The following is a 13,444-nucleotide window of genomic DNA, read 5'->3' on the forward strand; positions in this document are numbered from 1 at the left end:
CTACATTTGCAACAAATTTTCTGGCATCACAATTAAAGTAGTACCTTCTCTTCTGACTACATAGACCCTTTGGTGAGGCGCAATGGTTATTTGGTCGTCGTCACATTTTGCCCGCCAAGAATTTCCTTCGTATAAAACTCGCCCTGATTGTCTAGGTGGAATTTCTGTTAAAGTTTCTGCGACGATCGCATCTTGAATTTTTGACTTACGTCGTCGTGGTTGCAAAAACCGTCGGGAAAGGACAATCAAAGTTGTAGAGATTAATAACCACGCTACAACTTGCAGCCATATACTGGACACACCAATTTGAGACAGTAGCGCCACAATTAAAGCACTAATCCCCATCATAAATTCGACAAAAGCCGACGGGAAGAACAGTTCCATTAAACAAAGAACTGCTCCTGCTACTAGCCAGATTAAGGTATAAATTGGCATAGTCTATAGTCCATAGTCTATAGTCCATAGCCTATCGTCTATCGTCCATAGTCCATAATCAAAACCCTAATTTTTGGCTCTTAACTCATGACTGTTGACTGTTGACTCATGACTAATGACTATTGAATTTGATTAAAATCAGTAACAATGTGTAGCCACAGGTACACAAAACCAGTCTATTCTAGCCTTCAAGCCTTTGACAGCTAAAGTTAATCGAACTTCACGAGTTAATTTAATTTTTAAATTTATACCTATATGCTTTCTAGCGAACGAATAATTTATTGCATAAATCAAAACTGTGATCATCCGGTTAATCCCGTAGGAGAGAGATTTTGTAGCAGTTGTCAAACTCCTCTAGTCCACCGTTATCTTTGGGCTACTGGCTCATTAGCAACCGAAATTCCACTAGGTACAAAAGTAGTAGATAGATATGAGGTAATTAGCCCACAGGTTTGGTTAGATACTCAACCAGGACTCCCACCAGAAGCACCACAAGAATTACCTCCAGATGTTATTCCCTATCTTCGCTTGTATCCAGAGCGATCGCATCTCCCCCAAGTTTATGGTTTTGTTCCCTCTTGGCAAGAAGGCACAGACGATATCCTCTTATTAGAAAATGTCCCCATAGACCAAGAAGGCAATCTCTATCCAACTATCATTGATGCCTGGGAGCAAGCCAAACCAGTCAGACAGGTTTATTGGTTATGGCAAATTCTTCAACTGTGGACACCTTTACTGGAATTAGGGCTAGTTCACAATTTGCTGAGATCAGATAATTTACGAGTCCAAGGCTGGTGTGTGCGACTGTTGGAACTGAACCCCACAATAGCCACAGAACAGCCTAATTTAAGAGATTTAAGCTATTCCTGGCAACCGTTACTGGAGTTAGGCCAAACACCAGTCACCCCAGAGTTGCAAAACATCCTCCAGCAGATGGCTAACTCAGAAGTAGAGTTAGAAACTATTGCTACTCAACTCAATGCTTTATTACTTGCAGCAGCCGGAGAATTACCCTTAACTATAAACATAGCAGGAGCAACAGATACAGGCCCCCAACTCACACAAAATGAAGATACTTGCTACCCCAACACTGCTGTTGATTCCCCTGAATTATTAGTACCAAATTTGGCGATCGTTTGCGATGGTATTGGCGGACATCAAGGGGGCGAAGTAGCCAGTCAATTGGCGGTGCAGTCTTTGAAATTACAGATGCGTGCTTTACTGTCCGAGGTGACAGCACAAACTGAAATTGTCCCGCCTAAATTGTTGCAGGAACAAATAGAAGCTAGTTTGCGCGTAGCTAACAACCTGATTAGTTCCCGTAATGATGAACAAAAGCGCCAAGGTCGAGAACGCATGGCTACAACTCTGGTGATGGCATTACAAGTACCCCAACGAGTATTAACCACCTCTGGATGGCAATCAGATAATGCCCATGAGCTTTATTTGGCTAATGTGGGTGATAGCCGTGCTTATTGGATAACTCGTAACTACTGCCAACTACTCACAGTAGATGATGATGTCATCACCAGGGAAGTCCGCCTGGGCCGGAGTTTGTATCGGCAAGCCCTCCAAAGGCCTGATGCCAATGCCCTAACTCAAGCTTTAGGAACAAGAGATGCGGAATCTCTGCGACTGATGATTAAGCGATTTATCATCGATGAAGACGGGATTTTATTACTGTGTTCTGATGGGTTAAGTGATCACAACTGGGTAGAAAATTCTTGGCAAGATTACGCCGTACCACTGTTAACTGGTCAGATGACAGTTGAAGATGCTACCCACCATTGGATTAATCTTGCCAATGAAAAAAATGGTCATGACAACATCTCTGTTGTATTGACTCTGTGTCGTATTTCTAAAGAATATTTAGTGCCAATCACACCACCACAACCACTGGTAAAGGTTTCAGAAGCAGAACCAGCAGAATTAGAAACATATCCAGAAGAATCTATCTTGACGGAAAGTTCTCAAGCACTACTAGATTTGGAACTACCCGACGAACCCAGTCCCCCCCCAGTACCAAAACCAAGTAGCCGCCGTAAACCTTTAGTACTAGTTGGGGGATTATTAGCATTGTTAGTAGGCGGTACAGGTTTAGGATTATTTGCTTGGTGGCAACTAAATCCCCAAACATTTCAGCAGATGTGTCAAAAACTGCCCCCAGGAGTACAGCAATATTGTCCGCCGAGTAGGTGAGAGGCAAAGAGGCAAAGAGGCAGGGAGCAGGGGAGAATAACTGTTGACCAATGACCAATGATTATGGACTAATGACTATTTATTGTAGAATTGATTCTGTCGTTAAAGCGCACAGCAAAAGCAAAGTGAGTTTTTACTCGCCGTGAGCATATTCATACTCTCAAAAGTACTTCTGAGATACCTGTGAGCGTGGACAATTGCTTTAAAAAACACAAGCAAGATTCTCCAGCCAATGAGCTTACTGCTCGGCGGAAATCACTGCTCGGAGTTTTTGCCTTGTTACCTCAGGGACTAGGAAAAAATAAGTTTTCCTACTTGCTTGTCAATATATATAAGTCTACTCAGAAATTCTCATGTTGCTGACTAATTGCGCTCAAAGCCTGCACAGGCAGGCTTTGTTTGTATAGCAGTTACAGAGGTGAAAACGGAACATCTGTAAATATTTATACCAATTCGAAAAAGAATGTGACAGATACATACGGACATACCCTTATTCTGTTTGCCTTTCTTAATTTTGAATTTTGCGGAAAGTTCTGTAGGCGGGTTTCCCGCCGTAGGAAACTTTTCAAGACGAATTTTGAATTGGTATTAGTGCTATGGGAGTTGCTGTTGTCAACAAGACTATTGGTCAAAAAGTTCAGTGAGGGATGGCTGTGGAGATACTTGTCGAAAAAGGTGTGAATTTTGTTATGAAAGTTGGCGATCGCGTCCGTGTTAAAGAATCGGTGGTAGTTTATCATCATCCTGAACATCGTGGTGAAGCTTTTGACCTCAAAGGCTCAGAGGGCGACATTAAAGAAATTGTCACCCAATGGCAAGGTAGACCTGTTAGTGCTAACTTACCCTTGCTCGTCCAGTTTAGTAAAAAGTTTAAAGCTCACCTACGCGAAAATGAGTTAGAGGTTATTTGAAATACCATCATTTTTCAGTAGTGGAGTAGATATAGGTTTCTGATTTGATCCACAACAGCGTGTAGGTTGTTTACACTTTGCCCAAAAAACCCTTGCTTAGGGTTTAGCGGTGTAAGGGTGTAGGGGATAAAATAAACTTTCCCCCCTGCTCGCTGCCTCTTAGTTGACAATTCATCAAGGGATTCTGCGAATCTTGAACTATTGTTGCAACTCTTAACGTTTTACCTACCAGTTTCCCTCTGTACCTTGGTAGACTGAAATTTATACAAATTAATTATTGTCGGCTGTTGCGCCTTGTGAGAGCCTAAACTTTGGCTCTTCTGGTGTACTCAAGATAATCAAGACAAAAGAGCAATTAGGACATGGTAGATTCCCTAAAAAAGCCAGGCTTTGAAGAAATCCGTCCAGGGATTAAAGTTCCGGCCAAAGAAACTCTGTTAACACCCCGGTTTTACACCACTGATTTTGATGAGATGGCGCGGATGGACATCTCTGTTAATGAGGATGAGTTAAGAGCCATTCTGGAAGAATTCCGCGCGGACTATAATCGCCATCACTTTGTTCGGGATGCCGAGTTTGAACAATCCTGGGATCACGTTGATGGGGATACTCGCCGCTTGTTCGTGGAATTTCTCGAACGGTCTTGTACGGCAGAATTCTCCGGCTTTTTGCTTTACAAAGAACTCGGTCGTCGTTTGAAAGACAAAAGTCCTGTTTTGGCAGAGTGCTTTAACCTGATGTCACGGGATGAAGCACGTCATGCGGGCTTTTTGAACAAAGCGATGTCAGACTTTAACCTGTCTCTAGACTTAGGGTTTTTAACTAAGAGCCGCAGTTATACCTTCTTTAAACCAAAATTCATTTTCTACGCTACTTACCTTTCTGAAAAGATCGGTTACTGGCGCTATATCACCATTTATCGCCACTTAGAAGCAAATCCTGAAGACAGAATTTATCCAATTTTCCGGTTCTTTGAAAACTGGTGTCAGGATGAAAACCGTCATGGAGATTTCTTTGATGCGATTATGAAATCTCAGCCGCAAATGTTGAATGACTGGAAGGCGAAACTGTGGAGTCGCTTCTTCTTGTTGTCAGTGTTTGCCACAATGTATCTCAACGACATCCAGCGTAAGGACTTCTACGCCTCAATTGGTCTAGATGCACGGGAATATGACATCTACGTGATTAAGAAGACCAACGAAACAGCAGGTAGAGTCTTCCCTGTGATTTTGGATGTGGATAGCCCAGAGTTTTATGAGCGTTTGGATATTTGTATTGAGAATAGCGAAAAATTGAGTGCGATCGTTAACTCCAATACGCCCAAATTCCTGCAATTTTTCCAAAAAATTCCTGCTTTCATCTCTATTGGCTGGCAATTATTGCGCCTGTTTTTGATGAAGCCAATTGATGCAGTTTCCGCCCAAGGCGCGGCTCGCTAATTTGTAAATTTTTGCAAATACTTGAGTGGTTCTGTGACATACAGAGCCACTTTTTATTTTTTGAATTTTCCTATGCCTCACAAGCTGCGCTAATTAGAGATAAGGCTACTAATGGGGCTGTGACTGCTCGGAGGATGCGCCTACCAAGGGATACTGGTTGAAAGCTACAGGCGATCGCTTCCTCTAGTTCTCTGTCTGTCCATCCTCCCTCTGGCCCTATAGCAATCGCTATTTCCCCTGATATTTGTGTAATAGCATTTTTCAAATGGTCGTATTCACCACGCGCCTCACAAATATAGCTGTGGGTGGCTGTAACATTGGTCACTGCATGACTAAAAGTCACAGGTTCTAAAATCGTCGGTACAAATGCACGCTCCGATTGTTCAGCAGCTTCTGCTGCAATACGTCGCCAACGTTCCAGCTTTTGCGGACTCGGATTTAGTAAAGTGCGATCGCTCAATATTGGAGCAACGCTAGCGACACCCATCTCCGTACAACTACGCACAACGTCATCAAATCCACTGCCTTTAGGTAAAGCAATCATTAGCGTAATTGCTATAGGTAATTCGGTTTCTACAGCTAATTCTTCTAAAACCTGGGCTTGTTCCCCAGCTATCTCGGCTAACCACCATTTCCCCAATCCATCCATCACAATCAAGCGATCGCCTTCACACAAGCGCAGTACTCGCCTTAAGTAATGTTGTTGTTGGGGTGTGAGGAAAATTTGCTGTTGTTGGAGTTGGGAGGGGGTGATCGTAATTCGTTGTAATTGAGCCATGAGATTTTATAAAACAAGTGAGGAAGTAGGGAGTAAAAGTTCAGTAAATCTTGACTCCCCACTCCTCATTCCCTTCTTTAAGGAAGGTTTTGGAAGTAAGTCTCTAGTGCTTCTTTCACCAACTCAGTCATCGACCTGCCTTGACTTGTAGCTGTTGTCTTCAGCTTGTTATACAAATCATCATGCAGGCTCACGCGATACCGGGCTTTGCGAGATTTAGAGACAGCTTGAGGCTGCTCTGGTTCTATTGTGACTGGTGTTGTTTCCGGTTGATACTGGGCAACAAATTCGCGGATAGCATCAAAACCGACGCGATCGCAAAAATCACCGAAGCTTTCCCCAGACTGCCGAGATTTTTTGAAATATACAAAAATTGGCTCTAGAAAGCTTTCTATGTCGTCGTGGTGCAATCGCTCTACATAAGGCTGTGCCAAGCGTGTTTGGTTGGGTGAACCCCCTAACCATACTTGGTAACTTTCCGGCGCACTACCGACAAAACCTAATTCTGCCATGTAAGGACGGGCGCAACCGTTGGGGCAGCCTGTCATCCTTACCACAAAATGTTCATTCTGTAAACCAACTTTATCTAAAAGAGTGCGAATCCTCTCCAAAATTCCGGGGATTGCTCTTTCTGATTCGGTGATTGCCAAACCACAAGTAGGTAAAGCTGGACAAGCCATTGCATAACGCACTAAAGGCTCGATGGTTGTGGGATCAGAAACCACGCCACAACGGTCAAGAATTTCTTGAATAGCTTGCTTGTTCTCTGGAGTAATTTCGTAAAAGATGAGGTTGTGGTTGGGGGTGAGGCGGATGGGTAAGTTAAATTGCTGGACAATTTCCTTTAAGGCAGTTTTCAGTTGAAAAGAGCCTTCATCTTTTACCCGACCATTATCGATGGAAATACCTAAAAATAGATTGCCATCGCCTTGTTCATGCCAACCAAGGAAATCTTCATATTTAAACTCTGGTAATGCTTGGAAAGGTGCAAGGGGTTTGCCAAAATATTCTTCCACCTTGGCGCGGAATTTATCCACACCCCAATCGTTGATTAAGTATTTTAACCGAGCGTGACGGCGGTCAGTGCGATCGCCATAATCTCTTTGGGTGGCGACAATGGCTTTCACCGCATCATACACATCTTCCTTGGCTACATAACCAATGGGATCTGCTAGTCGAGCAAAGGTTTCTTCTTTGTTGTGTGTCCTTCCTAAACCGCCACCAGCAAAGATATTAAATCCTTCCAAGCTGCCTTGTTTATCAGTAATGACGACTAAAGTTAGGTCTTGGGAATATAAATCAATAGAATTATCCCCTGGTACAGTTACGCTGACCTTGAACTTCCTTGGCATATAGTAAGTGCCGTAGAGGGGTTCTTCGGAGTTGTGAATGATTGTCCCGTTACCATTCCGGTCTCTTGCGGCTTTGACTTCTGGGCTTTCTTCCGCACTAATAGCTTTTTCCCCATCTAACCAGATTTCGTAATAAGCGCCAGTTTGGGGTGATAGTAAGTCAGCGATATTTTGGGCATACTCCCAAGCGTACTGGTATTCAGCCCGATTTTTAAAAGGAGCAGGGGGAGCCATGACGTTACGGTTGATGTCGCCACAAGCACCCAAGGTTGAACCTAGATTTTTGATTATAGAAGCGATCGCGGCCTTCAGGTTTTTCTTTAAAATCCCGTGGAGTTGAAAACCTTGGCGAGTAGTGGCTCGTAAAGTATGATTGCCATATTCATCAGCTAGCTTGTCTAAAGCTAGATAAAGCTGCGGCGGAACCAAGCCACCAGGATTTTTTGTCCGCAGCATAAACTGGTAATCTTTCTCTTGACCTTTGGTGCGATTATCGCGGTTATCCTGTTGATAAGAACCGTGAAACTTCAGGATTTGTACCGCATCTTCACTAAAATGAGTAGTATCCTCAAGGATTTGCGTAGCTACAGGTTCGCGTAAAAAATTGCTGTTTTCTTTCAGCCCTTCAACTTTGGAAGGTTTACGGCCAGTGGTAGGAGGAGGAGCAGATTTAACCATCAGAGTTCTATAGGATTCTCAATAAGGCATCGGTAATCGCCGAAGCAGCAAACTAGCAGCGTTTTATTTGCTCATAGTTTCCCGGTAATCCGGTCGGAAATATGAATAATAACTCAATCTTAACACGGACAAAATCCGGACTAGTCAGTGATTCTACACTTAATTAAACCAGTAGGGACGTTGCATTGCAACGTCCCTACTGGCGTTATTCTGCTGAAAAGTTATCTGATCTCAACCCTATTGCTTATACCATTGCACTAAAATTCTGATACAGATCCAAATCCAGAAACCTTTGCAAAATATAGGTTTCTTAATTTTGAATTTTGCGGAAAGTTCTGTAGGCGGGTTTCCCGCCGTAGGAAACTTTTCAAGACGAATTTTGAATTGGTATTACATCCTTACCTAAAGCGATAACCTATGCCACCATTGATGCTAACAGCAGAAGCCCCATCATTTTGGTAAGAACGGAGTCCTACCTTGGCGTTAGTGTAAATCAAAAAGTTATTAGCAATTTCTGACTCCACACCAGCACCCAACACTACAGCATCTCTGTTGCCTATGGGAGTGGCAGAACCATTCTTCTCCACAAAGGAATAGCCAGCAGTAGCGAAAGCGTTGGTACGATTAGCAATTGGCACATCGAAGGACACTTCTGGAATGATCGCACTAGTTTCATTAGTCCAGATCACATTACCGCGTGCAGAAAATGGTGTATCTCCTAGTTTTAAGCGGCCTGTGAGATTACCACCGAAGTTATTTGAGTTATTATTGGCTCCACCATCGGTAACACCCACTGCTATACCAGCACCAACATAACTAGCATCAGTACCTTTCTGAACTTCCGCAGATGCTTGACCAGCGTTAAGTAAAATAGGTGCAATTATTAAGGAAGACAATGCAGAGATTGTCAGCAAAGACTTGAGTATATTTTTCATAAATTTGAAAATCTTTTTGTGTTTTCACTGTTACCTTCTTAGTCGAAAAATATACGAAAAGGTTCCAGATATTTTTTTGAATTTATCAGCTATTTGGAAAATGTATGAAGCAGGAGTTAGAGAGCAGTTTGTGGTAGCTTTGCGCGGGATAGAGAATGAAAAAAATTTTAAAAATCAGTACTCATAGCTTAATCTTAATTACTTTGAAATCACCGTATGCAGTTTATTAACTGTCACAAAATAAATGTTTATTTTTAGTAGATATAACTTTCAAAATTATGAATTACAAATTAAAAACATTGTGCTTCACATAGACATCAACTGTGAGATGTAGCAACTATGGCAACAAGCTTTCAAGGAAATCTATAAAGTGGATTTTTGATAGTCTACATGGAGATTAGATAATGCTAACCGCGCCAAAAACTTTATCTGGTTTGATGGGTTTGTGTGTCGGTGATGCGTTGGGTGTACCGGTGGAGTTTACTAGCCGTGCCGAACTAGTTAAATCTCCTGTGACAAAGATGCTGGGCTACGGTACATGGAATCAGCCCCCAGGAACTTGGTCTGATGACAGTTCGCTGACGTTTTGCCTGGCAGAAAGTCTATGTAGAGGGTATTCGTTAGATGCGATCGCTCATTCTTTCTGGCGCTGGTACAAGCAGGCTTACTGGACACCCCGTGGAGAAATATTTGGCATTGGTGAAAGCACTCATGCAGTGATTATGCGTCTCAAACAGGGAATTTCCCCGTTACACGCAGGAGGAATCAGTGAGATGAGCAATGGCAATGGTTCTTTGATGAGAATTTTGCCAATGGCTTATTGTCATAAAAACTTAACTTTCCCTGAGTTAATTCAGCGTGTGCATGAAGTTTCTGGCATTACCCACGCTCATCGTCGTTCCCAAATGTCCTGTGGCATTTACATTAGTGTTGCAGTTGAGATGCTTCAGGGAGCAGATATTCTTACAGCTTATTTACAAGGGCTAGAAAATATCCAAAAAATTTATTCGACTGAGGAATATATTCGAGAACAGCCACACTTTCATCGAGTCTTCAGTGGAGAAATTGCTCAGTTACCAGAAGCAGAGATAAATTCTGGTGGTTATGTGATTGATACCTTAGAAGCGTCTCTTTGGTGTTTGTTAAATAGTTCCTCTTACTCTGAGGCTGTGCTGAAAGCGGTCAACTTAGGAGGGCATACAGACACAACGGCGGCGGTAACAGGGGGGTTAGCCGGGATTTACTACGGAATGGAATATATTCCCCAACAGTGGGTCAATCAAATTGCTCGTAAGCAAGACATTATTAATTTGGCGAATCGTTTTGCGGCGGCTGTTTATATATAGGGGCGCACAGCTAGTTGTGCGCCCTTACACTTATACCAAAGACAAAGAGTAGACCTGACCATCAATTAACAGGCGGGTGATACCTTTGGCTTGCAGATGGGTACGAGCTTTGTGCAGCATTTTGCTATCGGGGACTTTAATCACGCGATCGCGCTTGGTAGAAAAGCGTTTAGCAACACGGTGATTATCAAATATCGGTAGCGTTCTTTGCTGGGTTTCTAGGTTAGGAATTTGCCCCAAATCACCAAAGTCTTTGAGTGGTCGGGTAATTAATTCCGAGGAGCGATCAATTACTAGATAGCAGGTCTTAGGCAAAGATGCTACTGACAAGGGTAAAACTTGGACTGGCGCTTCTCCAAATCTCCTTCTGGTGACTAGAGGTCTGGATTCCTCTAAGTCGTCTTCCTCGTCTTCGTAGTCTTCATCATCTAAGTCTTCCTCTAAATCGTCCATATCTTCTGATTCGTCTAGCAAGTCTTCGCCTAACATGGCGGCGATTGTTGTGACTTCAGAATTGTCATCTTCTAGTAAGGGACTGGAAATATTGGCGATTTCCTGGGGTTTGCCTACCGGGATTTCCAATTGCCGTGCTATTGGCTCGCCATCTTCTTCTTCCATTGAAGAACGCCGCCGCACCCTTCTAATCACTGGGGTAGGTTTGTCGTCATCAGCAAAAGACTCTGGTTTTGCTTGCCGCGTCCTTCTAATTACCGGGGTTGGTTGATCTTCTTCCTCAGAAAAGGCTCCGGGTTTGGCGACTTGCCGCGCCCTTCTAATCACTGGGGTAGGTTTTTCCTCCTCTTCTGGTAAAGGTTCAGGTTTGGCGACTTGCCGCGCCCTTCTAATCACCGGGGTAGGTTTTTCCTCCTCTTCTGGTAAAGGTTCAGGTTTGGCGACTTGCCGCGCCCTTCTAATCACCGGGGTAGGTTTTTCCTCCTCTTCTGGTGAAGGCTCCGGTTTTACTACTGGCTGCGGTAGCGCAACTTTCTGACTGCTAATGACAGGTACTTCTGGCTCTGGCTGACCCAAAAAAGGAATTTGGTCATAACTCACCTGCGCTCTGCCTTCAGGAGTTCTAGCAGCACGTTTCAAAGAAACGAGGTATTCGTACTCATCTTCTGGCAATGTGCTTTTAAGCAGGCGGCTAATTGTGGAATTGCTCACGTCATAGCGCTCTGCCAAAGTTGAGGTCGTTTCAGCAGTTTCTCGATATAGCTTGAGAATTTCTTGTTTGTCAGAACTTGTTAGTTTTCTCACGGTAGATACCAATCTTTCCTATGCTCGTTTTCTTCCGCGCTCCCGCCGAGTCCGGCTTAATGATGCGTCATATTCTAGGGCAGCGCCCATACCAAATAACACTCCACTAAACACCCAAAACACTTCTAGTATTTCTCCACTTTGATAATTGGGACCTTGAGCGTATTTAAACCACATATCTGCAATGTAGAGCGAAAAGGCGGCGGCCGCAATCATTCTCCAGGATTGAGAAACACGTCCTCCCCAAAAAGCTAGTAACAGGGTGGTGGCGATGATTAATAGCAATACGTCACTCACGATGTAAAACCAGTTCAAAATCAGGACTATTGTTTCTTGAGAGTTTGTTGCTTGCTGCATAGAAATCCACCATGCCAACAAGCTACCAAATACTCCAATTGCCAAGACAATGAGCCATTGCCATTTTTCTAGATTAATTCGCCTGGCAGCTACTGCTAAAATCATGCCTACGCCTAGAGATACATAACTTAATACAAAAAACACGTCGCCAATAGACGCATCCGGTTCTTCTTTTAAAACTATTTCTGTATAGCCAAAAAATATCCCCCCCAGGAAATAAGAAATCATCCCTATGGCGATCGCTAGCCACACATTACGACTGCTCACAATTTGTGGACTCCGCCAGTTCCGTAAGCACAATATGCCGGCGTTCAGGTAAGCTAAGGCTTCAAAAATATTTGTCCCCAAAACATACCACTCAGCCCGACTTTCAACACCATTTGGCCCTGGGACTTTGGCACTGAATAACAAAAAGTATAGCAGTGCCAGCACACCCCAACCAATGCTAGCCAAAACGATGTTCTGGGTGGTGAAAAACGATTTGGCTAGTTGAGAAGAATTTTTGTAAGAACTATTCATAGGACTTGACTAAATGCACTCTGGCAATATTTTGTGGTGGAGTAACTTGTAGACTCACAACTGTGAGTAGATAGCAACTACCAATAGTTACTTTTCTTTCAACAAGTTTTATGCTATTGCCACAGTTTACTCAGTGAAGATTGATTTAGCCAAGATATGAATAGCGATCGCTCACCTTCTGGCATATCTTGTAACTTATCAGCTACTTGACGGGCAAAGTTGGCGTTACCAAAATACGTTTTTCCTAGTTTATGCAGTTCTTGCAAGAAGCTAGTCACATGATTTTCTTTCCAGGAAGGGAGTTTAGCGGCTTCCAAGGGATTATTCGCTACCCAATATTTGACTGCTTCAATAGAGGAAGTTTCTGGGAACTGCTGTTGTCGCATGACTTCAGCAATATCTTTTTCAAATAGTGCTGCTTGCTTAGTACCCAAAAAATCTTCAATATCCATGTGAACGGCTTGTAACAGCAAAATGCTAGCTTGAACAAAAACCCCATTTTTACTGTGACCACCAGTATCATTACCTAACTGGTCTAAACGTACCTTACCCCAGACACTAAAGCGATCGGGTTCTTCGAGTAAGACACAAGCTTTACCTCGGTTATCGGTTAACTCTCTCCATAAGGCTCTAGCTTCTTCCTCTTGTCCAGCTTTAAACACGCTAATCAAGCGAAAAGTCTGCCCCTGATAATGGAGGATCGGCACTTGCTGATCCTTTTTTGGGTGCTGAATGCTTGATATTTCAACATCCTGCCGTTTTAAAATAAACATTGCACTAGCAAATAACTCCTCTCAGGGGCTTTGTAGATAAGCGATTTATAATCTGATTTGGCAGCATCGCCAAGAGTGCGATTACTTACGTGATGTGGGTTGAACTTGTCCGACACTTGTAAAATAATTTACTATAGAGTAACTTATCTAGTGCGCTTTAGGTTCAACAGGCAAATAACTATCTGTTGACCACACAATATAGCTAAACAATTGCCAATTTGCCGCATTTTTAATCTAAATCAACTGACTTGCGACTAGCATCTTAGCCTTGCTATTGGTAAATCTGCAATTTTTTGTTTGCTTCTTAGTAGAGAGAACGATATAATAGTTTAGATGACTCCAATAGGAGCCTGGGTATTAACTTGGGCGCGTAGCTCAGTGGATAGAGCCACGGATTTCTAATCCGTTGGTCGCAGGTTCGAACCCTGCCGCGCTCGTTTTAGTTAAAAATAAAAACTCCATCCC

11 protein-coding genes and 1 tRNA gene are annotated in these 13,444 nt (G+C 43.1%); 5 read left to right on the forward strand and 7 right to left on the reverse strand.

Translation table 11 applies throughout. From position 1 onward, the window contains the following. Entirely contained in the window at positions 1-435 is a 435-nt protein-coding gene (locus H6G18_RS01115) for an NfeD family protein (protein ID WP_190405230.1), read from the reverse strand. A 255-nt stretch (positions 436-690) separates the two neighbouring features. Here H6G18_RS01115 and H6G18_RS01120 point away from each other — a divergent pair, with 255 nt between their 5' ends. The 3 genes from H6G18_RS01120 (at position 691) to acsF (ending at position 4,984) form a co-directional block, all read left to right on the forward strand. Beyond that, positions 691-2,634, forward strand: coding sequence for a PP2C family protein-serine/threonine phosphatase (locus H6G18_RS01120; protein WP_190405231.1), 1,944 nt, complete (start codon positions 691-693; stop codon positions 2,632-2,634). Between the two features lie 647 nt (positions 2,635-3,281). Then, the gene (locus H6G18_RS01125; protein ID WP_190405232.1) at positions 3,282-3,545 is read left to right on the forward strand and encodes a ferredoxin-thioredoxin reductase variable chain; all 264 of its coding nucleotides are present in this window, start codon (positions 3,282-3,284) and stop codon (positions 3,543-3,545) included. A gap of 362 nt (positions 3,546-3,907) precedes the next feature. Further along, entirely contained in the window at positions 3,908-4,984 is a 1,077-nt protein-coding gene (acsF, locus tag H6G18_RS01130; protein ID WP_190405233.1) for a magnesium-protoporphyrin IX monomethyl ester (oxidative) cyclase, read from the forward strand. 70 nt (positions 4,985-5,054) lie between these two features. Here acsF and H6G18_RS01135 read toward each other — a convergent pair whose 3' ends face one another. From H6G18_RS01135 to H6G18_RS01145, 3 genes are all read right to left on the reverse strand, one after another. Continuing rightward, positions 5,055-5,762: a 16S rRNA (uracil(1498)-N(3))-methyltransferase gene (locus H6G18_RS01135; RefSeq protein ID WP_190405234.1), complete on the reverse strand. Its 708-nt coding sequence runs from the start codon at positions 5,760-5,762 to the stop codon at positions 5,055-5,057. A gap of 77 nt (positions 5,763-5,839) precedes the next feature. Next, a complete protein-coding gene (sir, locus tag H6G18_RS01140; RefSeq protein WP_190405235.1) occupies positions 5,840-7,792 on the reverse strand; it encodes a sulfite reductase, ferredoxin dependent in 1,953 nt (650 codons plus the stop codon). A gap of 398 nt (positions 7,793-8,190) precedes the next feature. Beyond that, positions 8,191-8,727, reverse strand: coding sequence for a hypothetical protein (locus H6G18_RS01145; protein ID WP_190405236.1), 537 nt, complete (start codon positions 8,725-8,727; stop codon positions 8,191-8,193). Positions 8,728-9,131: 404 nt separating this feature from the next. Here H6G18_RS01145 and H6G18_RS01150 point away from each other — a divergent pair, with 404 nt between their 5' ends. Further along, the gene (locus H6G18_RS01150; protein ID WP_190405237.1) at positions 9,132-10,073 is read left to right on the forward strand and encodes an ADP-ribosylglycohydrolase family protein; all 942 of its coding nucleotides are present in this window, start codon (positions 9,132-9,134) and stop codon (positions 10,071-10,073) included. A gap of 30 nt (positions 10,074-10,103) precedes the next feature. On the opposite strand, the gene H6G18_RS01155 is transcribed toward H6G18_RS01150, so the two are convergent. The 3 genes from H6G18_RS01155 to H6G18_RS01165 form a co-directional block, all read right to left on the reverse strand. After that, on the reverse strand, positions 10,104-11,330 hold the full coding sequence (locus H6G18_RS01155; RefSeq protein WP_190405238.1) for a hypothetical protein: 1,227 nt from the start codon (positions 11,328-11,330) through the stop codon (positions 10,104-10,106). 18 nt (positions 11,331-11,348) lie between these two features. Beyond that, positions 11,349-12,206 carry a hypothetical protein gene (locus H6G18_RS01160; RefSeq protein WP_190405239.1) on the reverse strand — a complete coding sequence of 286 codons (858 nt, stop codon included), beginning with the start codon at positions 12,204-12,206 and terminating at the stop codon, positions 11,349-11,351. Positions 12,207-12,319: 113 nt separating this feature from the next. Continuing rightward, a complete protein-coding gene (locus tag H6G18_RS01165) occupies positions 12,320-12,979 on the reverse strand; it encodes an Npun_F0813 family protein (protein ID WP_190405240.1) in 660 nt (219 codons plus the stop codon). A 364-nt stretch (positions 12,980-13,343) separates the two neighbouring features. Between H6G18_RS01165 and H6G18_RS01170 the strand changes: the two genes are divergently transcribed. Then, positions 13,344-13,416, forward strand: a tRNA-Arg gene (locus H6G18_RS01170). Positions 13,417-13,444 lie beyond the last annotated feature (28 nt).

The organism is Anabaena subtropica FACHB-260, from assembly GCF_014697105.1.
GTDB classification, from domain to species: domain Bacteria; phylum Cyanobacteriota; class Cyanobacteriia; order Cyanobacteriales; family Nostocaceae; genus Trichormus; species Trichormus subtropicus.

Bases quoted from the DNA above. Each gene is read 5' to 3' on its own strand.
- H6G18_RS01115 (WP_190405230.1), bottom strand. From the start codon at position 435: ATGCCAATTTATACCTTAATCTGGCTAGTAGCAGGAGCAGTTCTTTGT.
- acsF (WP_190405233.1), top strand. From the start codon at position 3,908: ATGGTAGATTCCCTAAAAAAGCCAGGCTTTGAAGAAATCCGTCCAGGG.
- H6G18_RS01125 (WP_190405232.1), top strand. From the start codon at position 3,282: ATGGCTGTGGAGATACTTGTCGAAAAAGGTGTGAATTTTGTTATGAAA.
- H6G18_RS01160 (WP_190405239.1), bottom strand. From the start codon at position 12,206: ATGAATAGTTCTTACAAAAATTCTTCTCAACTAGCCAAATCGTTTTTC.
- H6G18_RS01120 (WP_190405231.1), top strand. From the start codon at position 691: ATGCTTTCTAGCGAACGAATAATTTATTGCATAAATCAAAACTGTGAT.
- H6G18_RS01145 (WP_190405236.1), bottom strand. From the start codon at position 8,727: ATGAAAAATATACTCAAGTCTTTGCTGACAATCTCTGCATTGTCTTCC.
- sir (WP_190405235.1), bottom strand. From the start codon at position 7,792: ATGGTTAAATCTGCTCCTCCTCCTACCACTGGCCGTAAACCTTCCAAA.
- H6G18_RS01135 (WP_190405234.1), bottom strand. From the start codon at position 5,762: ATGGCTCAATTACAACGAATTACGATCACCCCCTCCCAACTCCAACAA.
- H6G18_RS01150 (WP_190405237.1), top strand. From the start codon at position 9,132: ATGCTAACCGCGCCAAAAACTTTATCTGGTTTGATGGGTTTGTGTGTC.
- H6G18_RS01165 (WP_190405240.1), bottom strand. From the start codon at position 12,979: ATGTTTATTTTAAAACGGCAGGATGTTGAAATATCAAGCATTCAGCAC.